This is a genomic window from Bordetella tumulicola (assembly GCF_965138755.1).
In the GTDB taxonomy this organism is placed as follows: Bacteria; Pseudomonadota; Gammaproteobacteria; order Burkholderiales; family Burkholderiaceae_B; genus Bordetella_A; species Bordetella_A tumulicola.
This window is the reverse complement of the sequence record NZ_CBCSFP010000008.1, coordinates 134,912-160,565: the sequence shown is the minus strand read 5'-3', so window position 1 is coordinate 160,565 and position 25,654 is coordinate 134,912. Positions and strand designations below refer to the sequence as shown.

The following is a 25,654-nucleotide window of genomic DNA, read 5'->3' as shown; positions in this document are numbered from 1 at the left end:
GATGATGGATATGGATGCGTCGCAGCGTCCGGAACAACATGCTCAATCACGAAATGCTGCTCGAATACGCTGAGTCGTATTTAAAGTCCCTGATTGCCGAGGTTTCTCCCGACCTGGGCACGGATTTCGATTCGTCTGCGCCATTTGGCGAATTGGGTATCGACTCATTCCATGTGCTGAAGGTGGTGAAAGCCATGGAAGTGGATTTTGGGACCTTGCCCAAGACCTTGCTGTTCGAGAATTTCAACGTTGATGCGTTGGCGCAGTATTTTGTCGATAAGCATGCGCAGACACTGCAGGCCAAGCATGCCGGTGCCAACGGTGCAGTACGCGATACGAGTGCCGCCCGTCCGATGAAGACAGCTGGTCTCACGACTGCCAGCCCCAAGACAGCCAGCTCTAAGACCACCAGCCCCACTACGGTCCTCCCCATACGTATGCTGGAGACGGATCTTGCGCGGTATCCATCGCTGCAGGCCGACATCCAGGCGTTGTACGAGCGTTACAAGAACGAGGGCGGCGTGTCGCGCGGTACGCGCAACATTGCGCCCAATCTGTTCATCGGCAGCTCACGCAAGGGTTACTTCAATTACAGCCGTGGCAAGGACGTGGTGCTGGTCTATGCCTATACGGGACCGGAAGACTATTTTTCCGAGATTGCTGCGGAGATGCATCGCTATTGCAACGAGCGCAAGCTGCAATTGAGCATTTTCATCGACCGGGAGTTGGGGGAGATAGACGGCGTCGCCTATTCTTCAACGCCTTTCGGCGCTTTGCAGCGAGTGCGCGATGTCCCGTCGTTCTCGCTGGAAGGCGGCGCGATGCGGCGGCTGCGCTATCAGGTTTCCAAATTCGAAAAAGCGGGTACGTGCAGGACGGTGGAGTACCGCTGCGGTACAGACCAGTCGATCGACCAGGATATCGCCAGCGTCATGGAGCGCTGGTGCGAAACCAAAACGATGGTGAATCCGCTGATTCATATCGTGAAAAAAGAGATCCTGGCCGGGACGCTGCACGATCAGCACAGGATTTTTCTGACGTATCTGGATGACGTACTGCAAAACGTCATTTTGATTACCGGCTTGTGCGGGGAGCTCAATGGCTATTTGATGGATCTGGAGTTCTACCCGCCGGATATGCCGCAGGGCGGGCTGGAATATGCCATCGTCAACATTGTTCGATTGCTGGCCACCGAAGGCTGCGACCTGTTCAGCCTGGGCGGCACCTATGGCTGCCGACTGACGAAGTCGGAGACTGCCGATCCGGAATTGGATCGCATTCTGGACGAACTGCATCGACAGAATATTTTCAACGACGAAAGCAATCTGCAGTTCAAGAACAAGTTTCGTCCCGAGAACCGGACCATATATATTTGCCGCCCTGCCGATTGCGGCAATGCGGACAATATTGTCGACATCATCATGATGATTGCCGATCCGGGGAAAGCGCAAGCCGCGGAGATCGAGGATTTCAACGTGGCCGAGGTGATGGGTGGCAAGGGCAGCCACCCCGCCGTCCCGAATCCGTCACCGGCACCAATGGCGGGTTTGATCGAGGGTGAGGCGGGTGTGCGTGCGGCCATGCTGGCAGACTATGGATTCAATCCGCTGAATTTACCGTCTCAGCACGTTGAGTTCGATCTGAAGACGGATTCCTGGGCTCAGCTGGATACCCCGTATGTTGCCAGCCACGGGCGGTTTCTGCGTTCGCAACTACAACAACCCGCGAGCCTGGGCAACGCGTTGCGAGAGATGTTTCCGTTCAAGCATTTCGTGCTGACCGACGCCGGGCGCACGGCCGAGTATTTGTTGTGCAAGGCTTGGCCAAGCAAGGGCATCGTCCTGCAGAACCTGCTGTTTCCCACCGGATTGTTCCATCAGGTCGACCAGGGTTTCACGCCTGTCGAGATTCCTGATCCGTCGGTGTTCGATCTGTCGTCTTCCGAGGTGTACAAGGGGGGATTGTCGTGGCAGGATCTGCAGGAACAGGTGGAGCGCCGCGCCGGCGAGATTGCGTATGTATGTGTCGAGTTGGCCGATAACGCCAGTGGTGGGCATGGCGTTAGGGCAGAGCATCTGGCGCAGGTAAAGGCGCTGCTGGGCCCCCGTCATATTCCGCTGGTGGTGGATGCAACTCGCGTGCTGGACAACGCGCTACTGCTGACGCGCGACGCGGCTCACGCCGGCAGGAATATATGGGATGTGGCGCGAGACCTGCTCTCGTATGCCGATGTGGTCGTTGGCAGCCTGGCGAAAAATTTTGGTGTCGCCAAGGGCGGCATTGTATGCACCAATGACGATGCCCTGATGCACCGTTTGCAATCTGTCCTGCAGAATGATGGTGGGGGATTGAGCGCGCTGGACAAGAAGCTGATCGCCGTCGCATTCGGCCAACGCAAGCGTCTGGAAACCTTCATACAGCGACGTGGCGCGGCGGTGCAGACCGTGTGGCAGGCGCTTGCGTCGCAACAGATTCCCGTGGTTCATCCGGCGGGCGGCCATTGCGTGCTGATTGACGTCAAGAGAATTGCCGAGTTCGCGGGTTTCGCACACCCGGTCGCGGCGTTCGTCGCCTGGGTATATCTCAGGACGGGAATACGCGTGGGCGCCCACAGCGTGGGTATGCAAAAGAGGACGCCTCTGAATGGGCTGGTGCGCGTGGCCATCCCAGTCGGTCTGAAGCCTGAGCAGGCGGATGAGATTGCCCGCCGATTGGTGCGCCTGTTCCAGGACATGTCGGATATTCCGGAACTGGCGTTACCCGGCTCGGCGAACGCGGCCGTCGGCAATATCAATGCCGAGTATGTGTTGGTGAAATATCACAACGCCAGCCTGGCGACACACATAGAAGGCACGGTAGTGAACCGTGATCAGACGGATCTCGGCGCAGCGCCGTTGGCGCGGGTGGCGCCGGCGCATGCCGTCTCGCAACAGACGTCGCCGCAGCCGCAGGCACGGAGCGTAGTCAGTCCGCGGACTGCGGACACCGTGATCGCCGTCGTTGGGATGGCGGGCCGCTATCCTCGTGCCAATAATCTGGTTGATTTTTGGGACAACCTGCGCAACGGACGTGACTGCATAACGGAGATATCCGACGAACGCATGGCTCGCCGAGCCAATCATGTATCCACCCGACGTTATCGCGGCGGGTTCATTGATGGCATCGACAAGTTTGATTCCCTGTTCTTCAATATTTCGCCTCGTGAAGCGGAGGCCCTCGATCCGCAGGAGCGCCTCTTCCTGGAGGTGGCGTGGGAAACCCTGGAAGATGCGGGCTATTACCCGGAAATCGTTGGCGGCGGGCAGGGCAGTCGCGACGTGGGCGTGTTCGTGGGCGCTGTGTGGACGATGTACCAGATCGTGGGCGTGGAAGAAAAACTCGCCGGTAATCATGTCAATCCAAACTCCTTTCTCTGGAGCATCGCCAACCGAGTCTCGTACTGGATGAACCTGACGGGTCCCAGCCTGACGGTCGATACCGCCTGTTCGTCCAGCTTGACGGCGTTGTACCTGGCTTGCGAGGCGATATCGCGCGGCGATTGCTCGAGCGCCATCGTGGGCGGGGTGAACCTGGATCTGCATCAACACAAGTTCGATATCAACTGGGCTGGCGGCGCGCTGTCGCTCGATGGCGTGTGCCGCAGTTTCGGCGACGGCGCCAACGGTTATGTCGCCGGTGAAGGCGTGGGTGCCATCTTGATCAAGCCGCTGGAGCGGGCGTTGGCGGAAGGCGACCACGTTTATGGCGTGATACGCAGTGCCACGGCGAACCATGGCGGGCGCACCAGCGGCTACACCGTGCCGAACCCCAAGGCCCAGGCAGAATTGATCTCGCTGGCGTTGCAACGCGCGCAGGTGGATGCGCGCAGCATCGGATATATCGAGGCCCACGGCACGGGTACCGAACTGGGCGATCCTATTGAGATTGCCGGCCTGGCCAGCGCCTTTGAGAGGGATGGTGCCCCTGCGCAAAGCTGCGCGATCGGTTCCGTGAAGTCCAACATAGGCCACCTGGAGGCGGCTGCCGGCGTGGTGAGCGTCAGCAAAGTGCTGTTGCAGATGCGGCACCAGCAGATCGTGCCTTCGCTGCACGCGACGCCGGCAAATCCGCACATCGACTTCGATCCGTCACCGTTCTATGTGCAGAAAGAGCTTGCGCCGTGGCCTGAGCGCACTGTCGATGGACAAGCGGTACCCCGCCGCGCCGGGGTGAGTTCATTCGGCGCCGGCGGTGCCAACGCCCACATCGTGCTCGAACATTATGTCGTGCCCCGGCATGCCGAAGTCGTGCCGAAGGGCGGCTACGTCTTTCCGCTGTCGGCGCGCACCGAGGATCAGTTACGCGATGTGGCACGACGCCTGCACGACCATCTGGCAAGGGATAGTGTCGAACACAGGCTCGACGATATTGCCTATACATTGCAGAATGGCCGGAAATCGTTCGAATACCGGACTGCCATTATTGCTGGCTCCTGGCGCGAGTTGAGCGACAAGCTCGCGGCTTTTGTTGCGGGGCGGGCGGATACCGATGTCCTGAGCGGACGTGCCGGTAATTCGGAAAGCATCCTCAAGATGCTGAGCCGCAAGGAAAGGCAGCAGTTTGTCGACATGTTGGCACAAACGCGTGAGCCGCATCGGCTGGCCCAACTCTGGATAGACGGTCTGCTGGCTGATTGCCCGGGGTTTTCGCAGCAAGGCAGACGAACGTCGCTACCGACCTACCCATTTGCCGACAAGCGCCATTGGATCGACAGCGGACCCGCCCGACCTGCCGCTTCGGCGCCCAGGATGGCGATGGCGGCGGCAGCGTTGCATCCAATGCTGGACAGCAACGAGTCGACCTTTCAGCGCCAACTGTTCAAAAAGCGTTTCCACGCGCAGGAAATGCTGCTGCGGGATCACGTGGTGGCCGGCCGGCCCACCCTGTCGGGAACGTCATATCTGGATATGGCGCGCAAGGCCGGCGAGCTGGCCGCTGGCCGGAAGATCGATCGTGTCAGAAACATTATCTGGGTCAATCCGCTGGCGGTGGAAGGCGATGCGGCGACCGATGTGGTGATCGAGCTCAAGCCCGGCGCCGACTCGGCCTTGTTCGAAGTCTTCAGTCTGACGGGCGACGGCAAGCGCACGCTTTTTGCACAGGGTCGGCTGGTCTATGCGAATGACGACGCCAGTGCGTCAACCGTTCCGCAAGTCATCGATATCGAAGCGATACGTGCAAAGGCGACCAGGACGATAACCGGCAGCGACGCCTATGCGTCGTTCCGTTCAGCCGGGCTGGAGTATGGCCCGAGCTTTCAATTGCTGCAGTCCGTGCACATCCATGGCGATGAGATTCTCGGGCGACTTGAGCTGCCCCAAGCCAGTATGCAAAGCTTCGGTCAGTTCGTGTTGCATCCCTGCATTCTCGATGCGTCCATGCAGGCAGGCGTGGTCGGACAACTGGGCGACGCATCGGGCGTGATGAAGATCCCGTACTCCATTGGTGAAGTGGAGATTCTTCACCCCTTGACGCCGGTCTGCTACAGCTATGTCACCAAGGCACAGGGCGATGCCTCCGCAAGCGGCATGTCGCGCGAGAACGTTGCCATCGTTGACGAAAGCGGTAAGGTCCTGGCACGCATACATGAATCGGTTGGAGTGGCGCTGTCGGGCGCTCGTGCCGAACCGCCTCGCACGGCGGTGCCTCAGTCGGTGATCGCCCAGCCGTTGGCGGCTGATGGCGAGGAAACGTTCGAGCGGCTGTACTACGTGCCGACATGGGAGATATCGCCGCCGCTAGAAATGAATGGCGATGTCGAAACGCTAGTGCTGTTCGATGTCGACACGACGTTGCGCGATGCTTGCCGGGCCAGAAACCGCAAAGTCGTGTTGGTCATGCCTGGAGACGGTTTCGCCGAGTTGGGTGCCGATACCTATGTCGTCAATCCTCTGAATCGCGACGATTACGAGCGGCTGTTCCGCGCGCTGGAATCCGACCGTGTCGCGCTGGCCAAACTCTGCTACGCCTGGACAGAATCCATCGTGCCGGAAGACGCCCGGGCGTTGGCGGCGGGAATGAAGCGCGGCGTCCAGGCTTTCTTTGTGCTGTGCCAGGCCTTGTTCCAAGCGCGTCGGCTGTGGAAGAAGTTGCAGTTGCTGTATGTCTACTTCACCGACCTGGGTGCGTCGCAACCGCACAACGCGGCGATGGCCGGATTCGCGAGTAGTCTGCGGCTGGAGGCACCGCAGCTCGATTGCAAGGTACTGGAGATCCAGAGATCGGGCAGTGTCGAAGATACGGCCATCCAACCTGCAGACCGTGTCCTTGCCGAGTTGCACGCCGATGCCCAGCATCAGAACGTGGTCCGCTACGTGGGTGGCGCTCGCTATACGCGCTCGCGCAAAGCCGTGCGCCCCGCCGAACTGCTGATGGCCATGCCGGCCGTGGCCACCCCCGAGATGGCGCTCAAGCATCACGGCGTCTACCTGATTACCGGCGGGGCGGGTGGACTGGGTCTGGTTTTTGGCCAGTATCTTGCGCAAGCCTGTCAGGCCCGCCTGGTGCTGACCGGCAGGTCGAGCCTGAATGAGGAACGCCAGCGGGATCTTGACACGTTGCGCGATCTGGGTGCGGAGGTGGTTTATATCTCTGCCGATGTGGCCCGGCGTGATGATGTCGAAACCCTGTTACAGCAGATTCACAGCCGCTTTGGCAGTCTGAATGGCATTGTGCACAGCGCCGGTGTGCTGCGCGACTCCCTGCTGGTCAAGAAATCGCTCCAGGATCTGGACGAGGTGTGCGGGCCCAAGGTGTTTGGCGCATTCCATCTTGACGAGCTAACGCGCGACGAGCCGCTGGATTTCTTTGCGCTGTTTTCATCGCTGGCGGCATTCGGCAATATCGGCCAGGTCGATTATGCATTTGCCAATCACTACATGGACGCGTTTGCGTTCGAACGCGAGCAGCGCCGCACCCGGGGTGAACGCTACGGCAAGACGCTGAGTCTGAACTGGTCGTTGTGGGCCGAAGGCGGTATGACGCTGGATGCGGCAACCGAGGCCTTTTTCCGTCGGCAGTTGGGGATCCGGCCGTTGAGCACCGAATTCGGTCTGGCGGCGTTCACCCAGGGCTTGCTGGCGGAGGCGCCACAACTGGCGGTCCTTGATGTCATCCAGGGGCGCATAGAGCGCGCCTGGGGGCTGGCGGTCGATGAGATATCCGCGCCGTCCCCGGCGGCCGATACGTCGTCGCCAGATCTGACGGGCGCGGTCACCAAGGCATTGTCGGCGTCGGTGATCGAACTGTTGAAGCTCGATCCCACCGATTTTTCAGTCGATGGTGTCTTGACCGACTTGGGCTTTGACTCCATGGGTCTGATGGATTTTGCCAATGCCATCAACGAGCGCTACGGTCTGGATGTCAACCCCACGATGTTCTTCGAGTTCCCCTCGGTGCGGACAATCGCCGGCGCCCTGGTCGACAAGCATTATCAGGAGGTCAACCGGCGTCACGCCACGAGCGGTTTCGCAGCGCCGACACAGGCAGCGCCGCAGGCGCTGTCCTCGGATAGCGGTGCATTCTCGGGCGGCCACTTGCCGATCGACAAGAGCGACGGCGCCGGTGTCCTTGCCGCTCGCGGCGCCGTGGCGGCATCCGGTGATGGGGTCTCGCGTACCCGCCGCTTTGCCGATATGCCGATCGCAATCGTCGGCATCGGTGGCGTCATGCCTCAGGCCGAGAATCTCGAGGTGTTCTGGGAGTCGCTCAAGAACGCGCGCAACCTGGTGACGGAAATTCCGCGCGACCGCTGGATCTGGGAAGAATACGACGGTAATCCGGTGAAAGAGGTGAACAAGTCGAATTCGCGCTGGGGCGGGTTCATGAACGAGGTCGACAAGTTCGATCCGTTGTTCTTCGGCATCACGCCGCGCGAAGCTGAAATGATGGATCCGCAGCAGCGCATCTTCCTGCAGACGGTATGGAGCGCAATCGAGGATTCGGGTCAGAAGGTGTCCGACCTGGCCGGCAGCAGAACCGGCTTGTTCGTCGGCGTATCGGCCAGCGATTACGTGGATGTCCTGGATGCGAGCGACGCCGCGCTGGACGGCTTCTCGGCGTCGGGCAACTCGCATTCTATCCTGGCCAACCGGGTGTCCTTCTTGCTCAATCTGCGTGGTCCCAGCGCGCCCATCGACACCGCCTGCTCGAGTTCGTTGATTGCGCTGCACCGGGCGGTGGAGTCCATCCATACCGGCAGTAGCGATATGGCCATCGTCGGCGGGGTGCAGGTCATGCTGACGCCGGTGGGACATATTTCGTTGAGCTCGGCGGGCATGCTGAGCGTGGACGGCAAGTGCAAGACCTTTGACAAGGACGCCAACGGCTATGTGCGCGGGGAGGGCTCGGGGGCGGTGTTCCTCAAGCCGCTGGCGCAGGCCGAACGCGATGGCAACCCTATCTATGCTGTCATCCGGGGTACGGCGGAAAATCATGGCGGTCGCGTCACCATGCTGACCGCGCCCAACCCCAAGGCGCAGGCCGAGCTGTTGGTGGAGGCCTACGAAAAGGCGGACGTCGATCCGGCCACGGTGGGGTACATCGAATGCCATGGCACGGGCACCGGCCTGGGCGATCCGATCGAGATCCAGGCCTTGAAGTCGGCATTTGGTGATTTGTACCAGCGTTGGAACAGACCGGCGCCGACGGCTCCGCATTGCGGTCTGAGTTCGGTCAAGACCAACATTGGCCACTTGGAGCCCGCCGCCGGCATCGCTGGGCTGCTCAAGGTGTTGCTGTCGATCAAGCACAAGCAGATCCCCGCGTCGCTGCACTTCGAGACACCCAATCCCTATATCGATCTGGCGGGCACGCCGTTTTATATCGCCAGTCAAACCAGGATTTGGGATGCCGTCTTGGCCGCGGATGGCGTGCCCCTGCCGCGCCGAGCGGGTGTCAGCGCTTTCGGCTGGGGTGGTGCGAATGCGCACATCGTGTTGGAAGAATATGTGCCGGCTGCGCCAGCGCAGCCACGGTCTGTCAGCGGACCACAACTGGTTGTGCTGTCCGCGCGCAACGACGCTTGCCTCAAGACTTATGCGCGGAACCTGGCAGAGTATCTGAGCCGGCATCCCGAGAGCCTGGCGGACGTGGCATACACCACGCAGATTGGGCGGGACGCGATGCAAGAGCGGTTGGGGGCGGTGGTCGATTCCGTCGAGCAATTGGTGACGGGGCTTGTCGCCGTTGCCGATGGCGCGGAACTGCCTGATAACTTTCACCATGCACAAGTGAGCCGCTATCGTCGCAATGAACGCGGCCTGACCAGCGTCGCGACGGTGGACGCGGATAGCGCCAAAGACATCGCCGGTTGGATTGCGTCGCGCGATTATGCACGCTTGGCCCGCGCCTGGGTCAAGGGCGCGACGATTGACTGGGCTGCATTGCACACCACGGCCAGGCCGCGCCGTCTGAGCCTGCCGACATATCCGTTCGCCCGCGAACGGCACTGGATTACACCGCGCAAGCGAGACGTTGCAAAGGAGCGCACGCAAGCCGCCGCATTGCATCCGTTGCTACACGCGAACGATTCGACGATGCATCGCCAGTATTACCGCTCGGTTTTCACGGGTCGGGAGTTCGCCTTGTTCTCCGACTCGCGCCGCATGCCGGCCGCGGTCCAGCTGGAAATGGCGCGTGCCGCGTTTGTTCATGCCAAGACCGCTGCCGATCTCACCGCCGTCATGGTGCTGCGCAATGTCCACTGGGCGTCGCCGGCGTCGGGGACCGGCAGTCAGCAAGTGGTTCTGGATCTGTTTGAGCGTGGCAATGGCCAGGTTTTGTACGAAATCCACAGCGACGAACAAGGGGCCTCGGGGCAGGTATCGCGTTGTCTGCATGGATCTGGCATTGCCGCCTACGAACCGCGGGCCGAACAGGTACGCCTCGATCCGGCACATATACGTGCGCTGATGCGTGCAGGCGAGCTAGATGCTCCCGCATTGGCGAGGTTCAGGGCTGCGCTGCGACAAGGCGACGATGCGGCGCTATCAGTGGTGCGAAGGGTCTTTCATGGCCATCGCGAGGCGTTGCTGGAGTTGGCTTTGCCGACGATCCTTGAGCAGGATCGCGAGGCCTACGGCCTGCATCCCGCATTGCTCGATGCGGTACTGGGCGGTGCGCAATGGTTGGCCCACGACATGAAGCCGGACACGGAACTCATCTCTGCGCCGAAAAACATGGCCCGGCTCGAGATGCTGGTGCCATGCCAGGGCGACCTGACCGCATGGCTGCGCTATGCACCGGGTAGCAAACCTTCCGACGAAGTCATCCATGTCGATATTGATGTCATGGACAGCGCAGGGTCGATTTGCAGCAAGCTGCGGTCGGTGGCTATCGAGAACCCCCACGCCCGCTCGGTCGCGCCGGTCGAGCATGAGGAAATTTCACAACTGCTGGACGCGGTCTATCGGTCCCGTGCGGACACGCCTGTAAGACCTGATGCCGACAATGTGGCGAATGACGAGTTCAGGAAACCTCTGGAAGAGATCCTGTAAAGGGAGAAGACATGGATACTTCGGCTGACGATGTGTTGGGACACATACTCGGAAAACAGATCGACAAGCAGGACGCGTTGCAACGCGTCAATCTGCTGGCTCCGGACGAGCGTAGCCGCGTGGTAGCTACGCTCAAGGCGACACTGAACACCGACGTTGAGGCAGACGCACCGCCTGACGCGCACCCGAAGCGTTTGGCCGTGACGCGCAAGCCGGTGCACGAGGGCGAGCTGAGCGAACAGAACAAGCAGTTCATCGAGACACTGATCGAACTGTTCGTCGAGCGCACGGCGACGTCCAAGCGCAATGCGTTGATGCACCAGGCGTACTTTGTCGATCAGCGCAAGGTGGCGGGGCTGAAGCGGGCGCTCAAGCCCATGCAATACCAGCTTACCTACGAGAAGGCCGAGGGCGCTTATCTCTACGATGTCGATGGCAATAAATATGTGGACATTACGGGTGACCAGGGCGTCAACTTCTTTGGTCACCAGGCAGGATTCATCACGCAAGCCCTGAAGACGCGTCTGGGCCAAGGCTACCCCTTGGTGGGCTATAGCGAGGACTTGTTCGAGGCCGCCAGACTATTTTGCGAACTGACCGGACACGAGCGCATGGTGTACACGCAAAGCGGCACCGAAGCCGTGATGTGGGCGGTGCGCATGGCGCGCGCGGCGACGGGAAGAAAGAAAGTGGTGATTTTCGATGGCTCATATCATGGGCTGTCCGATACTGTGCTGGCCATGCGTGGCCGCGACGGTTCGACCTTGTCGGCCGGCCTGGGCATGCTGCAGGAGTTTGCCGATCAACTGATCATCGTCGATTACGGCGATATGGACCATTTGTCCCTGATCGAAAAAAACGCAGCCGACATCGCCTGCGTACTGACCGAGCCCATTCAGTCCCGCTTCCCGTCGCGCCAGCCGCATGAGTTCGTCAAGGCCTTGCGCACGTTGACGCTGGAGAAGGGTATCGTCCTGATCTTCGACGAAATGATCACCGGCTTTCGTGCCGGCCGGAAGGGGGCCGAGGCTTTCTATCAGGTCAAGCCCGATCTTGCCACGTACGGCAAGGTGGCTGGCGGCGGTATGCCGACGGGCATCATTGCGGGATTGTCGAAGTACATGGACTATATCGATGGCGGGGTGTGGGAGCTGGATGACGCCTCTATGCCCAGCCTGCGACGGGCGGTCATGGCGGGCACCCATACGCAGAATTCGCTGAAAGTGTCGGCCAGCCTGGCGGTGATGCAGGAGATGCAGCGTCTATGCATTGCCGACGAATGCAGTCCTCTGACATGCGCTTGCCCGATAGGCCAGTTGAATCGCCGGACCAAGGCGATGTGTGACGACATCAACGCCTATTGTCATGACAAGCGAGTGCCTTTGAGCATTGAATACTTCACTTCGCTGTTCCGCGTGTCGCTGGGACACGATCCCTACGGGATCGTGCGCGAACTGCTGATGATTTTGCTGAAGACAAACGGCGTCGAGACGTCGTTGTCGGGTAACAATTTTCTTAATCTGGCGCATACCGATGAGGACGCTCGCGGGGTAGTCGACGGCTTCAGGCGCAGTGTCGATACCCTGCTTGAGCATGGCTTTTTTGTCGAAAGCGAGATGACGGAAAAGGCCAGCACCGCGACAGCCGAAAAGTACGCCGCGATACGGATTTCCGGCGCAGCAGCGTCCGGCGAGAAGTCGATCTCCGGTGGTTCCGATACTGAATTCCCGCTTCACCGTTTGATGGAAATGGTGCTGGCGGATCTGCGCAGCGTCAACACGCAAGGGTGATCCAAAATGGTTAAGACCGCTGAAATCGATGTCCTGAGCGAGATCTTGCGAGTGATCGAGTCGACCTTGAAGGTGCCGGCCGAAGAGATCGATATCGACGCCAACATGGAGACCTTCGGCATTAATTCGCTGATCGTGATGGAGTTGATGGAGAACGTCGAGAAGGAATTCGACGTCACCCTGTCCCCCACGCAATTTTCGGATGTCGAGACTGTGCGCGATCTGTCGAGTTTGATAGAGAGCCTGCTGGAAGAAAAACTCAGTGCATCCGCCGCACCCACGGCGGCTGCGACGGCGGCCACGCCAGTGTTGACGTCAGAGCAGAGCACCCAAGGGCTACCGCCACATGTCATGGAGTACGTCAGGCAGCGTTACGGCATCGATCTATCGGGCCGTCGCTTTGCTTCGGTAGAGGAACTGGCGAACGCGCTGGTGTCTCAGCATAGCGGTGAGCTGATGAGGCACTACGGGCTGGGCGAAAATCCCGTCGAGACGAAGAAGTCCCGGGTTGCCATCGTCGGCCTGGGCTGCCGCCTGCCTGACGCGGAGAATCCGACGCAGTATTGGGCCAATTTGCTGGCACGCAGGAATAGCGTGCGGGAAATCCCCCAGGCGCGCTGGAACTGGGAGGACTATTACGCCGAGGAAGTCGCGCCGGGCAAGACGGTGTCAAAATGGGGCGCGCTCCTTGATCAGGTGGATTGCTTCGACGCGGAGTTCTTCGGCATTCCTGCCGAAGAGGCGGCTTCCATCGATCCCCAACTACGCCTGTTACTGGAAGAGGCCTATCACGCGGTCGAAGACGCCGGCATCAACATGAAAAGCCTGTCTGGCTCTCGCACGGGTGTCTTTATCGGCTACGAGTATGGTGAATACGAGCACCATCTGCGCCGATTGAACAACCAGGACTTCACTAAAGGGCCGCTGTTCAGTTCGTCCAGTCCCTCCTATTACCTGGCCAATCGCATATCGCACACTTTTGATCTGTGTGGGCCGAGCGAGTCGTACAACGTCAATTGCGCGTCGTCCGCTGTCGCCATCAACCAGGCCTATTCCTCGTTGTTGAATGGGGAAAGCGACGTGGCGATCGCCGGCGGCGCATCGCTCAACCTGTTCGCCGGAGACTACGTCGCCGCGTCGCAGTACGGCATTCTTTCGCCGGATGGCACCAGTGGCGTGTTCGACGATGATGCCAAGGGATTCACGCGTGGCGAGGGTGTGGGCCTGGTGGTCCTCAAGCGCCTGGCCGATGCCGAACGCGATGGCGACCGCATTTATGCCGTGATCCGGGCGGTACACGAGAACCATCGTGGCGCCGCGCGCAATATTTCCGAGGTGAAGCACGAAGCGATTACGGCCGCGCTGCGGGATTGCTATGAGCGCGCCAAGGTCGATCTCGAGAGCATCGATTACGTCGAGGTGGATGGCTACGCCAGCAAGTGGGCGGACTCGTTCGAGTATGAAGGCGTCAAGGCTGCCTTCGCAGGTAGTTCGGCCGGCAAAAAGCATGTGGCGCTGGGCAGCGTCAAGGGCAACATCGGCAACACCGAGCCCGTCAGCGGCGTGGCCAATGTCATCAAGCTGGCGTTGGCGCTGCATCACAAGCGTTTCCCCGCGACGATATCCGTGAAGAAGGTCAATACCTTTCTGGACGTGCATCAGGCGTCGCACCCACTGTACATTGCCGACACCGAGATCGCGTTCGACGAGATCCGTGGCGAGCAGGACCGCCCGATCCGCGCCGGTGTCAATTCGTTTGCCGATAGCGGCACCAACCTCCACATTCTGCTTGAAGAGCACATGGCGGCGTTATCCAGCCCGGGCGCATCTACGGGCGAGCGTCAGTTGTTCGTGTTATCGGCGAAGAACGCCGCCAGACTGGGCGTTTATGTTGGCAAATACATTGAATACCTAGCCGACGAAACGGTGACAGATGCCTTCGACGACCTGATCTATACGGCCCAGACCGGCAGAGAGCCCCTGGCACAACGTTTGGCTGTGGTGGCAACGTCGCGCACCGAGCTGCTGGACAAGCTCAGGCAGGTGATGAAGGCTGGCATCAAGGACGGACTCGGCCTGGAACGCAAGGGCATCTACGATGGCAGGCTGGACGCGGCCGCGCGCAACCCTCTGGCCGGGCTGATTACGCCGGACATGGTACGCATGCAGCTGACGCACAGCCAGCAATCAGGGCAGTGGGCGCAGATGGCGCAATTGTGGGTGAATGGCGTGGACGTTCCATGGGCGACGATCTGGTCGCGGCCGGCCCGTCGGCGCGTCAACTTGCCGACGTATCCCTTTGCGCGCATCCGGCACTGGGTGGATATCGAGATGGCCGCTACCCTCGAAAGCGACGTAAAAAGGGTGGTGCACCAGGCACCGGCCGCCGCGGAACCCGACATGGCCACCGAGCTGTCTTCCGCCGTGCCCACGCAGTGGTATTTCTACTTTCCTTCTGAGCAGGCCGACGTGCAGACCGATGAAAGCGGACTGAGCGGTGAAGAGAAGATGACGTTGTTCCTGCGCCAGGAGATCGCCCTTCGGCTGCATCAACCGATAGATGATGTGTCGCTGGACATCGACTTTATCGAGCTGGGCATGAGTTCAATCGGCATCGCCGAGATGATCATCAAGGTCGATCAGATGCTGCAGACGAATCTTTCGCCTAGCGTGATTTTCCAGAATCCCGACATCAGCTCGTTGGCGACGTATCTGGCGCGCACCCACGCCGACATGATGGACGCCATGCTGGTGAGCGCCGACGAGCCGGATCCCGCCCATGTGCGGGCCGCGGCGAGCGCACTGCCGGCCACAACGGTGGCGTCTCCGGCCGAGATACTCATCGGGTTGCAGCTCAAGGGTGACCGGACGCCGCTGTTTGCGGTGCCGGGTGCCGGCGGCAATGCGCTGTCGCTGCAACAGATCAGCCATGCGCTGGGAACTCGCCAGCCGTTTTATTGCTTTGACCCCGTAGGGCTGGATGGTGCGGCGCCGCTGACGTCGGTTGAGGAAATGGCCGGCCTGAACGTCCAGATCCTGCGTACGGCCCATCCGTCGGGGCCTTATCGCCTGTTGGGCTATTCCAACGGCGGTATCGTCGCGTTCGATATGGCCAGGCAGTTGATGGCTGCCGGCGAAACCGTGGAGAAGCTGGTGCTGCTCGATTCGCTGGCCCCGCCATTGCTGAGTAGGGAACCAATGGAATCGATGACGATTGCGGTGTTCAATCACTTCATCGCTTCGTTGGGTGCGACTTCCAGCATGGACGTGGCGACCTTGCAGGCCGTGCCGCTGGAGGGTCGGGCCGAGTACTTGTACGACTATGCCGTCGGATTGGGGCTGGATCTTCCCAAGCGGCAGTTTGTCGCGACATTTGAGGTGGCCACCGCCAGTGAAGTCGCGTGTCGCAGTTACGAGCCGGTGCCCTTGTCCGGCGAAGTGGAGGTTGTCCTGTATCGCGCCAATCAGGGTTTTGGTGATGTGCCGGACGATTATGGCTGGAATGCCTTGATTTCCGCCCGGTTGCAGGTGTGCGAAATCGCCGCGGACCACTTCAACCTCTTGGAAAAAGATCCCATCGGTGTGGTGGCACGGCATCTGAATCCCATCCTCGCCAAATCCTCGCGCAAAGGCAAGGATCGCACGGCAGCCGTCGCATAGGACCGGCTCACGCTACTGAGCCACGACCGGGCCTAGGGTGGGCCGGTCGCCACGGCGAAACACGCTCGCATTAATTGGAATACGGCAGCAGCCCGGCGCGTTCTCGCGAGGCGCCGACGCAGCTGGTGCGTTCTGGAATCTCTCTCTCCCTCTGGAATAGTCGATGAAACGCCTTATGAATTGGTTGGCGCAATATTTCTCGCAGGTTCCTGACAAGGTGCTGCGACGCAAGCGTCTGGTCTGGATTCTGTTCATTGCCGCGACGGTGTTCTTGGTCGCAGGAATGGGTAAGGTGAAGTTCGACACTTCCATCGAAGGCTGGTTCGACAAGAATGATCCGCTCATTGTTGCGTTCGACTGGTTCCACCATGACTTCGGCAGTGATGATCATTTGTACGTCGTCTATGAACCCAAGGATGGCGACGTATTCTCGGACCAGTCGCTTGCCACCCTGTTGAAACTGCAGCAGGAGATTGAACAGCGCGTGACCGAGGCGCAGGCAGTAGAGGGGTCCGCGTTGCAGCACGTGGTCAAGGTCAATTCGTTGATCAACGCCCGGGTGACGTATGCCGAGGACGGCTCGCTGCGTTCCAGGCGCCTGGTTGGGGACAAGGTGCCGGACACCGAGGCGGGGCGGAAGCGGGTACGCGAGGTAGCGGAATCCCAGCGTAGTTTTCCCCTGCAGTATTTCTCCAAGGACTACAAATACGGCGGCATGATCATAGAAACCGACTTCGGCGCGATTCCGCTGGAGGCGGCGCAGGCGTCCGGACCGGTTTCCGTGGAAAGCTTGTCGTTCGACGCGCCTGCCGAGGGAGGCTATGCGCAGCAACGGCCGCAGTTCAAATCAACCGACCTGGCGGACTACGTCGCGTTGATGGATGAGGTCGAGCTTATTCTGAACAAGCCCGAATACGCAGATCATTTCGAGTACTACCCTGTGGGTAGTACCGCCGCCGCCGAGTACAACGTGGCGATGATCTCGGAGATGGGCGTGCTCAATATGGTGGCCCTGATCATCATCATGGTCCTGCTATGGGTGTTGTTCCGTTCTTTCAGCGCGGTGGTCTGGCCGATCTCTATCGTTGTGTTGAGTACGGTCTGGATGGTGGGCATTACCGCGTGGCTGGGTTTACCCATTACCGGATTTGTGATGGTGGCGGTGATGTTGGCACTGGCGCTAGGCGTGGCCGACACGGTTCATGTCATGTCGGCTTACCTGACTTCGCGACGTAACGGTCTGGACCACAGGGAAGCCTTGCGTCACGGTTTTCGACACGTGGGCGTGGCGTGTTTGCTGACGACCGTCGCCAATGCGGTGGCGGTGGCTGCATTGAGTATCACCCCCATCGTACCCATACAGGTTTTCGCCTTCATGTGTGTGCTGGGCGTCAGCTTGCCGTTCTTTTTTTCGGTGTATCTGCTGCCGCTGATGCTGGACCTGTGGACGCCCAAAACATCGACGACCGCAGATAAGGCGGGCAAGCGCGGCAGTTGGCTGCCGAATATCTCCGAATGGCTGTCGCGCAAATTGGAAGGCGTGTTACCGGCAGTCGAGAAACGTCCAAAATCCATCATTGCCGTGTTCATGGCGATATTTGCGCTGTGCATTTATGGCGCTTCTCAAACCGTGGTGGATACGGACCCCGTAGGGACATTTCCCCAGGATTCAAAGATACGGCAGAGCGTGCGCCTGGTCGACGCCAACATGATGGGCGCGCAGAGCATGGAGATCTATATCGATCTGGATGAGATCAATGGCTTTCACGATCCTTTCGTGCTCAAGACGATAGAGAAACTTCAGGCGACGCTGGAACAGCAGCACCCTGACCTGATCGTGAGAACGACCTCGGTCGTCAACACCGTCAAGGAGTCGTATCAGGTGTTGCACCTGGGGCAGGAAGACAAATACAGGGTGCCTGACACTGTCAACGAGGTGTCGCAGACGCTATTCCTGTTCAATCAGTCGAATCCGGAAGACCGCCGCCGCATGGTCGCGGACAATTATGACCGTGCGCGGATCAGTGTGCGCCTTTACAACCGGGGTTCGCATCAGTACACCGAAGCATGGGAGGCCATGCAGGTGGAGATCGATCAGGCGGCCGCGCAGATCCAGCAAAAATATCCCAACGCCATGGTGGCTATCACCGGCATGTTGCCCCTGATGATGCAGGGCTCCGACATGCTGACCACGGGCGAGTTGCAAAGCTTCGGCCTTGCCCTGGTGTTGGTCAGCATTATGTTGCTGCTGATTTTCGGCACCGTGAAGGCGGGGATTATCGCGCTGGTACCCAACCTGATTCCGGCGTTGCTTGCCTACGGGGCACTGGGCTTGTTGGGCATACCGCTGGACATTACCACCATGATGATCGCGCCCATCATCATCGGTATCGCCATCGATGACACCGTCCACTTCATCACCCGCTATCGCAGCGAGTACGAGTTGCTAGGCGATATCCGCAAGGCTCTGGACGTCACCATCCGGGAGACCGGCCATTCGGTGGCGTTCACCACCGCCGTGCTGGGCCTGGGCTTTGGCGTCATGGCGTTTGCCGCCGATGCCGGTGCGTCGAATCTGGGGACATTTGGTTTTGCGGCCATTCTGATGGGCCTATTGAATGATTTGTTCCTGCTTCCCGCGTTGATCCTGGTTTTCCATTTGACCTTTCCCCGCGAAAGGACAAGTGCCTCCCAGTCCGCCAACGCCAATCTTTCCGCGTCCGGCGTGGAACCCTGAACGGGCGCGTCGAGGCATGCCTTGCCCCGACGCGAGGGAGTCCGTTTTTGATCTCTTGAGGAAATTATGGCTTTTATCTCGACGAAACTGCGTGCCTTTGCGTTCTCCATGGCATTGGTCCCCGTTCTTGGCGTTGCGGCCGAAGAGTCTGCCCAGGCCATCATGGAAAAGGTCGACCATGCGACGCGTAAAAGTTTCGACACCCAGCTCGCGTTTGTAAAGATCACGACCTGCAAGTACACCGTGGTCAAGGGCAGCGTCCAATGTACCGAGAGACCGCGCGAGGTGGTGGCGGAAAACACCAAGAAGGTCAGAATCGAAAATGGCCTGTTCTACGACAATTCGCTGTCCATCCAGCGCGATCCCATCAGTGATCGCGGCACCAGCCTGCTGGTTTACGAATACGGTGAACGAGGCCGCGCCAACGACAATTGGATTTACCTGCCGGCGCTGGGAAAGATCAATCGCGTCATTGCCAACGACGACGAGGCGGGGAGTGTGTTCGGCTCGGAATTTTCGGTGGAAAGCACAGAGAACCCCGAAGCCCGCAAGGTATATGAATACACCTACAAGATTCTCGATGAAGTCAAACAGGACGGCCGGGACGCCTGGGTGATCGAGTTGTTGCCGACACCGGAAAAAGCCAGGACCACGTCCTACACCAAGGTCGTTGCCTGGATCGACAAGAAAACCTATCTGACCCTCAAGGAAGATCTGTATCGCGGCGCCAAGGTGCACAAGCAGCGCACGCAATCCGGTATCAAGGAAGTCGATGGCGTGTATGTCACGACAATCGCCATCATGAACAATCTGACCACGTCCCGCATCAGCCAGATGGCAAAGCTGTCGATGCGCCACAACATTCCGGTCAACGACGAGTTTCTCACGCAGCGCGCGCTCACGGATTTCTCGTTCCGAGAGCGTAATCTTGCCCAGTTCCGTGCGGCTTTGAACGTCGAGCCGGCCAGCCAATGAAGGGACGCTGTACGGCGCTGCTATTTGGCGTCCTGCTGAGTGCACAGGGATTGGCGCAGGAATCCGATTCGGCGACGGATACCTCGCCTAGTCTGGATATGACGCAACCGCTGGACTTGTCGAACCTGAATTTGAGCGCGCCTGGCGGGCTGGGGTTGGAGGCTCCGGAAACCAGCGATATCGCGCCCAATGCCTACCGTTTCACGCTGGGGTATGAGTTGTCGGCGCTCACCAACGATTGGTCGGAACTGGTGAACAACCGAAGCTGGATCCGCTTTGAGTACTCGAAATTTTTCAGCAACAACCTCTATGTGCGGCTGGACACCAAGCAAAACGTGTATTGGAGTCAAGATCATCGAGCTGAGGCGCTTGACCGGACGGTCTACTTTGAGAACAGTACACCGGAAGCTTTTGTGCAGTACAGCCGGCCAGATGGCCAGACGGCCTTCCGGCTGGGCGTACAGCGCATGATCTGGGGTGAGTCTCAGGCTGGCGCGATTACCGATGAGGTCAGCCCAAGAAATTTGTCTGAGCTATTCCTGGTTCCCCTAGAGGAATCGCGCCTGGGACAGTTCATGCTGAGCGTGGATCATTTTTCATCGTTGGGTGACTTTACGGCTTTTTATGTGCCGCGGCCGCGGTTCAACAAGTATGCCGATGAAGATACGGCGTACTACCTGGATCCGTTCGATGGACAGGCCTATGTTCATGATGTCGTGGGCAGTGATCGCAATGAGTACGGCATGCGCTGGCGCAAGGCATACAGCGGAAGCGATGTCAGCTTAATGGCGGCCAGCCTGATCGACAACGACTATGCCATGCGCTACGACGGCGTGGATGCCGATGGCCGTCTCCATATGACGCGTCTGGCAAATCGCATCGGCATGGTAGGCGGTGCATTTAACTATGCCAGCGGAAAGTTTCTATACCGCGGCGAGTTGGCATACAAGTCGGGCCGGCTGTTCAGCGATGCCAACTATCAACTTGTTGAAAAGGACGTAATCGACGCGGCGCTAGGTTTTACGTATTCGCTGGGCGGCTCTAACACGATAGGCATGGAGGTGGTCAACAGCCATGTTGTGGATTGGGATAGCAGCATAACGGGCATCCCGCGCGATACCACCTCGCTGGTGCTGGACGCCAATTTGTTCTTCTTGAATGACATGTTGTCGGTGAGTTGGTTGACGGTGTTCACCCAACCGTACACCAGTATCCAGACATCGATCCGCACCGCATACAAGTGGAGCGACAACCTGACCTACAGCCTGGATTTGCACGCGTTGGCGGTACCCGACGAAAACAACGCCCTGTATCCGTTCCGTGATATGCACCAGGTGGTGTTGCGGGCGGAGTACAGGTTCTGAACGCCCCTCAATCGAGATCTCACGCATGAACAGCAACGACCGACATGATGAGTACGACGCCATCATTGTTGGCTCAGGTACGGCAGGCGCCACCATCGCCAGCGAACTCAGCCGGAGCAAAAAGAAGGTCTTGATCCTGGAGAAGGGGGAGACGGTGGTCTTGCGCGAAACCCTTGCCGGCATTCTCGCCATCGCGCAGGAGGTCAAGCTGGGCAAGGGTCGACTCTCCACGGTGCGCGCGATCACCACAGGTGGCTCTACCGGCATGTATTTTGGCGTCGTTGGCTACCCCGATCTGGACATTTTTTCTGCCCTGGGCATTGATCTTTCGTGGGCCCTGGCCGAGGTCAAGGCCCAGTTGCCGATCGCGCCCATACCGGACGAATTGCTCACGCCGCAGGCAAGCCGCTTGCGCGACAGCGCCAATACGCTGGGACACGTCTGGGGGAAGTACGACATGCTGGTTGATTGGTCGCGTTGCCACGGCGGCTATAGCTACGATGCCAAATGGAAGGCGCGTAGCCTGGTGGAGTCGGCTCTCGACGATGGGGCGGTGTTGACGACGCGTGCCACGGTGGACCGCATCCTGGTCGAGGACGGCATCGCTGTTGGCGTTGAATATCACGAGAAAAATGGCCTGTGGCGGTCGAGGCAGAGAAGGGCCTTCGGCAAGAAAATCGTGCTGGCGGCCGGCGAGCTTGCCACGCCGGGGATTTTGCGCGACAGCGGGTTGCGTGACGTGGGCGATCGCGGCTTCGTGTGCAATCCGGGCTATGCGATCTATGGCCTGGTTCCCGATATGCAGGGCATCAGCGGCTTTGTCGGCAGTATGGGCTGCATGGACGACGACGGTATTGAACTGGGCGACGCCAATATTCCGCGTCCCATCCATGGTCCGATGATGTTGGGCGGTTTGAATTTTCGTCATCTTTTTTCGTTTCCGAAAACCCTGGGCATCGGCGTCAAGGTCAAAGATGAGTTTGGCGGCGAACTCACCGACGATGGCCGATTTCGCAAGCAGATCAGCGTCGCAGACCAGGCAAAACTGGACAAGGGCCGGCGTCGTGCCGTCGAGATTCTCAAGCATGCAGGCGCTCGCCACATCGTTGACTTTGGCGTGACCGCAGCGGGTCGCGTGGGCGGCATGGTTCGCATCAACGAACACATCGACAGCCAGTTGGAGACTCCTTATCGCAATCTGCACGTTTGCGACGGGTCGATCATTCCGGAAGCATTGCGGGTCCCGCCTACGCTCACCCTCGTCTGCCTGGGCAAATATTTATCTCGACATTTGTCCACGCAAATTTAAGCGGGCTTGCCGGCTCGCTTGTCTCCCTATTTTTTTTACCCCATCTCTATCACGGAGTCACCATGGAACAAGCTCTGAACTCTCCCGAGGATACGCGCGTCGCCGCGACATCGGCGCCGCCCCGAAAAAGAAGGCGCATCCTGCGAGTCCTGGGATACATCGTGCTGGCGCTTGCTGTCATTGCCTTGGTTGCTCATTTTGTCTGGCGCGCTTCGGGTTCGAACGAGTGGGAGCTGGCAAAGGACGAAAACGGCGTCAAACTGTGGACGCTCAAGACGCCGGGATCCGGCCTGGTACGGGTACGTGGCCTGGTCGAAGTCGATTCCAGGTTGGCCGGCATGATGACGCTGATCGAAGACCTCGATAGCTGCGTCGACGCGTTTTGCTACGACGAAAAGCGTCTGGACCAGATCCCTAGCGTGAAGGGGCGCGCCGCGACCTATGTCCGGTACAAGTTCGATATTCCTGGGCTGAAGACGCGGGATTATGTGTTGTTTGCCGAGCGCAATCAGCAGCCCGGAAACAACCAGGTCGACGTTAACGTCATCGCCGCGCCCAACAGACTGCCGCGTGATGAGTGCTGCGTGCGCGTTACGCACTTGCACAATCACTGGAAGTTGACGCCATTGCCCAACGGCAAGCTCGAGATCGACTTCATGCAGGACACCGACCTGGGCGGGCTGCCTTATTTTTTCACGAATTTCGCGTTGACCGAGGGTACGTTCCAGGTGTTGCGCGATATGCAGAGCATTCTCGACAAGGACCGCTACAAGAACGCGGTGGTCGAGGATATCCGTGAGTACGGCGAGAACTGAAAAAGACGAGGGTGGCAGCAATGGAATGGATGACGGAGCGGCTTCATCAGTTCGATGGCCGGGCCATAGCCGAGGGGGATGCGGCTACGTTGACCTACGCCGGCTTTGTTGAGCGCATCGCGCATTGGCGCGATGTCCTGGATCAATGGAGAATCGCGCCAGGTGAGCGGATCGGTCTTGTCGCTGATTATCACATTGAGGTGGTGGCACTGATCGTGGCCCTGATCGGTAACGGTTGCGTCGTCGTTCCGTTGCCTGATGACGAAGCCAGCGTATTGGACGAAAGATTGGACATCGTTTGTGCCACCCGCCTGATCCGTGTGGTTGGGGGCGCAACGCAGGCCACGTGCCACGATCTGGCGTTCAGCGGCGAGGTGTCGCCGCTGTTGAATCAGCTGGTAGCACACCACAAGCCCGGGTTTGTGATTTTCACGTCTGGTAGCACGGGCAAAAGCAAGGCGGTATTGCTCGATTTCGAGCGCATGGTAGAGAAGTTTCGGAGCAAGGCGCGCAACGGGTTTCGCACGTTGCTGTTCCTGAAGCTGGATCACATCGGCGGGCTGAATACCCTGTTTTCCGTGATTCTGAATGGCGGCACTGTTGTGACCTGTGGGGGACGTCAGGCTGCCGAGATTTGTGCCTGCGTGGAAACGAACGCGGTAGAGCTACTGCCGACGACACCGTCATTTTTGACGATGTTGCTGATGTCCGGTGTTTATCGCGACTACGATTTGTCCTCGCTCAAGGTGATTACCTACGGCACCGAGGCGATGCCGGAATCCACGCTGGTTGGCCTGCATCGGGCGTTTCCCGGCGTTGTGCTCAAGCAGACCTATGGCTTGTCGGAGCTGGGCATCCTCGCTACTCAATCCAAGGATTCTTCTTCCCGGTGGATGAAGATAGGCGGCGCCGGCTATGAAGTAAAGGTACAGAATGGCACCCTGTGGATCAAGAGCGCAAGCGCCATGCTGGGCTATCTCAACGCGCCCAGCCCGTTCGATGCCGACGGCTGGTATGACACCGGCGACAAAGTGGCGGTGGACGGCGAGTACGTCCAGATACTGGGACGTGAGTCTGAAATCATCAACGTCGGCGGCGAGAAGGTGTTTCCGATAGAGGTCGAGAGCTTTCTGCTGACGCTGGACAATGTGCGCGATGTCATCGTGCGCAACAAGCCCAGTCCCGTTCTTGGCCAGATCGTGTGGGCCGAGTTCGTGCTCGCACAGCCCGAGGACGCCGCTGCGTTTCGCAAGCGGGTGGTAGACGCTTGTCGCGGACGGTTGGCGCCGTTCAAGATCCCCGGGCTAATTACGCTTGCCAGGGCAGACACTCTGGTGGGAGACCGGTTCAAAAAGATTCGCAAGAGCAAAGCCGCAACGCCGGCCGTGCCCTGATTCATCTGGAGTTTTCATGGCAAAAAACAAACAAAAAGTGGCTGTCGTCAGCGGCGGCAGTAGGGGGCTCGGTCTGGGCATTTGCAGCATGTTGGTGCAAGAGGGCTATGCCGTCGCGACATTCAGCCGCAAGCGTACGACGGAACTGGACGACTTGATGGCCAGCGTGCCGGGGCGCATGTATTGGCAATCGGTGGACGTCGCTGATCAGAGCCAAATCGTGAATTTTCTGCGCAACGTCAAGAAAGAGCTGGGACGTTGCGGCTATCTGGTCAATAGCGCGGGCATGGCCAACGAAGGCCTGCTGACTATGATGAAGAACAGCGAAATCTCGCGCATGATCCAGGTCAACCTGGATGGCTCCATTCGTCTGGCTCAGGCTTGCGTCAAGCACATGCTGGTGGGCGGCGGCGGGGCGATCGTCAACGTGTCATCGGTGGTGGGTGTACGCGGCTTCAAAGGGGTCGCGGCCTATGGCGCGACCAAGGCGGCGCTGGATGGGTTCACCCGCGGACTGGCCAAGGAAGTCGGCTCGATCGGCATCCGCGTCAACTCCGTGGCGCCGGGTTTCATGGAGACCGAGATGACGGCTGAGCTTACTGAAAAACAGAAAAGACGCATCGTACGCCAGACGCCCTTGAATCGGCTTGGCACGGTGGGAGATGTGGCATCGGCAATCCGGTTTCTGTTGTCCGATGAATCGCGGTTTATCACAGGCCAGACCATTGTGGTCGACGGCGGCCTGACAGTTTGAACAGGGGAGTGTCTGGAAATGGATATCAACACTAGAGAGCAGGTCGAGCGCGTGGTGAGAATGGTTGCGCAGGAGCATGGTCTGGAAGTCACGCTTATTTCGGATGACACGGCCATCGTCGACGAACTGGGGTTTACCTCCATGATGGTGGCGACCTTGATCGCCAATTTGGAAGAGGAATTGGGCGTCGATCCTTTTGCCGATGAGGACGTCATGATCACCGACGTGCGAACGTTTGGCGATCTGCACTCCGTGTATGGACGCTGTCTGGAGAGCGCGCGCTAGCCGTGGATTGTCTGCGGGCCGGGCACGGGTGCCCGC

Annotated in this window: 11 protein-coding genes; all 11 read left to right on the top strand. The window is 59.4% G+C overall.

Features of this window, described 5'->3' with window-relative positions:
- Positions 1–38 precede the first annotated feature (38 nt).
- The 11 genes from ACNAZS_RS18895 (at position 39) to ACNAZS_RS18845 (ending at position 25,618) form a co-directional block, all read left to right on the top strand.
- Positions 39–10,535 (top strand): SDR family NAD(P)-dependent oxidoreductase, encoded by a 10,497-nt coding sequence (locus ACNAZS_RS18895; RefSeq protein WP_415792042.1) that lies wholly within the window; start codon positions 39–41, stop codon positions 10,533–10,535.
- A gap of 11 nt (positions 10,536–10,546) precedes the next feature.
- Positions 10,547–12,325: an aminotransferase class III-fold pyridoxal phosphate-dependent enzyme gene (locus ACNAZS_RS18890; protein ID WP_415792041.1), complete on the top strand. Its 1,779-nt coding sequence runs from the start codon at positions 10,547–10,549 to the stop codon at positions 12,323–12,325.
- A 6-nt stretch (positions 12,326–12,331) separates the two neighbouring features.
- Entirely contained in the window at positions 12,332–15,985 is a 3,654-nt protein-coding gene (locus tag ACNAZS_RS18885; protein WP_415792040.1) for a beta-ketoacyl synthase N-terminal-like domain-containing protein, read from the top strand.
- A 163-nt stretch (positions 15,986–16,148) separates the two neighbouring features.
- Complete coding sequence (locus ACNAZS_RS18880; RefSeq protein WP_415792039.1) at positions 16,149–18,722, top strand: efflux RND transporter permease subunit; 2,574 nt, start codon at positions 16,149–16,151, stop codon at positions 18,720–18,722.
- A gap of 66 nt (positions 18,723–18,788) precedes the next feature.
- On the top strand, positions 18,789–19,697 hold the full coding sequence (locus ACNAZS_RS18875) for an outer membrane lipoprotein-sorting protein (protein WP_415792038.1): 909 nt from the start codon (positions 18,789–18,791) through the stop codon (positions 19,695–19,697).
- Positions 19,694–21,061, top strand: coding sequence for a DUF1302 family protein (locus ACNAZS_RS18870; RefSeq protein WP_415792037.1), 1,368 nt, complete (start codon positions 19,694–19,696; stop codon positions 21,059–21,061). Before ACNAZS_RS18875 ends, ACNAZS_RS18870 begins: the two co-directional genes overlap by 4 nt.
- A gap of 25 nt (positions 21,062–21,086) precedes the next feature.
- Positions 21,087–22,370: a GMC family oxidoreductase N-terminal domain-containing protein gene (locus ACNAZS_RS18865; RefSeq protein WP_415792036.1), complete on the top strand. Its 1,284-nt coding sequence runs from the start codon at positions 21,087–21,089 to the stop codon at positions 22,368–22,370.
- 62 nt (positions 22,371–22,432) lie between these two features.
- The gene (locus ACNAZS_RS18860; protein WP_415792035.1) at positions 22,433–23,185 is read left to right on the top strand and encodes an SRPBCC family protein; all 753 of its coding nucleotides are present in this window, start codon (positions 22,433–22,435) and stop codon (positions 23,183–23,185) included.
- 20 nt (positions 23,186–23,205) lie between these two features.
- Entirely contained in the window at positions 23,206–24,579 is a 1,374-nt protein-coding gene (locus ACNAZS_RS18855) for an ANL family adenylate-forming protein (protein WP_415792034.1), read from the top strand.
- 16 nt (positions 24,580–24,595) lie between these two features.
- Positions 24,596–25,333: an SDR family NAD(P)-dependent oxidoreductase gene (locus tag ACNAZS_RS18850; RefSeq protein ID WP_415792033.1), complete on the top strand. Its 738-nt coding sequence runs from the start codon at positions 24,596–24,598 to the stop codon at positions 25,331–25,333.
- 18 nt (positions 25,334–25,351) lie between these two features.
- Positions 25,352–25,618 (top strand): acyl carrier protein, encoded by a 267-nt coding sequence (locus ACNAZS_RS18845; protein WP_415792032.1) that lies wholly within the window; start codon positions 25,352–25,354, stop codon positions 25,616–25,618.
- Positions 25,619–25,654: the final 36 nt, after the last annotated feature.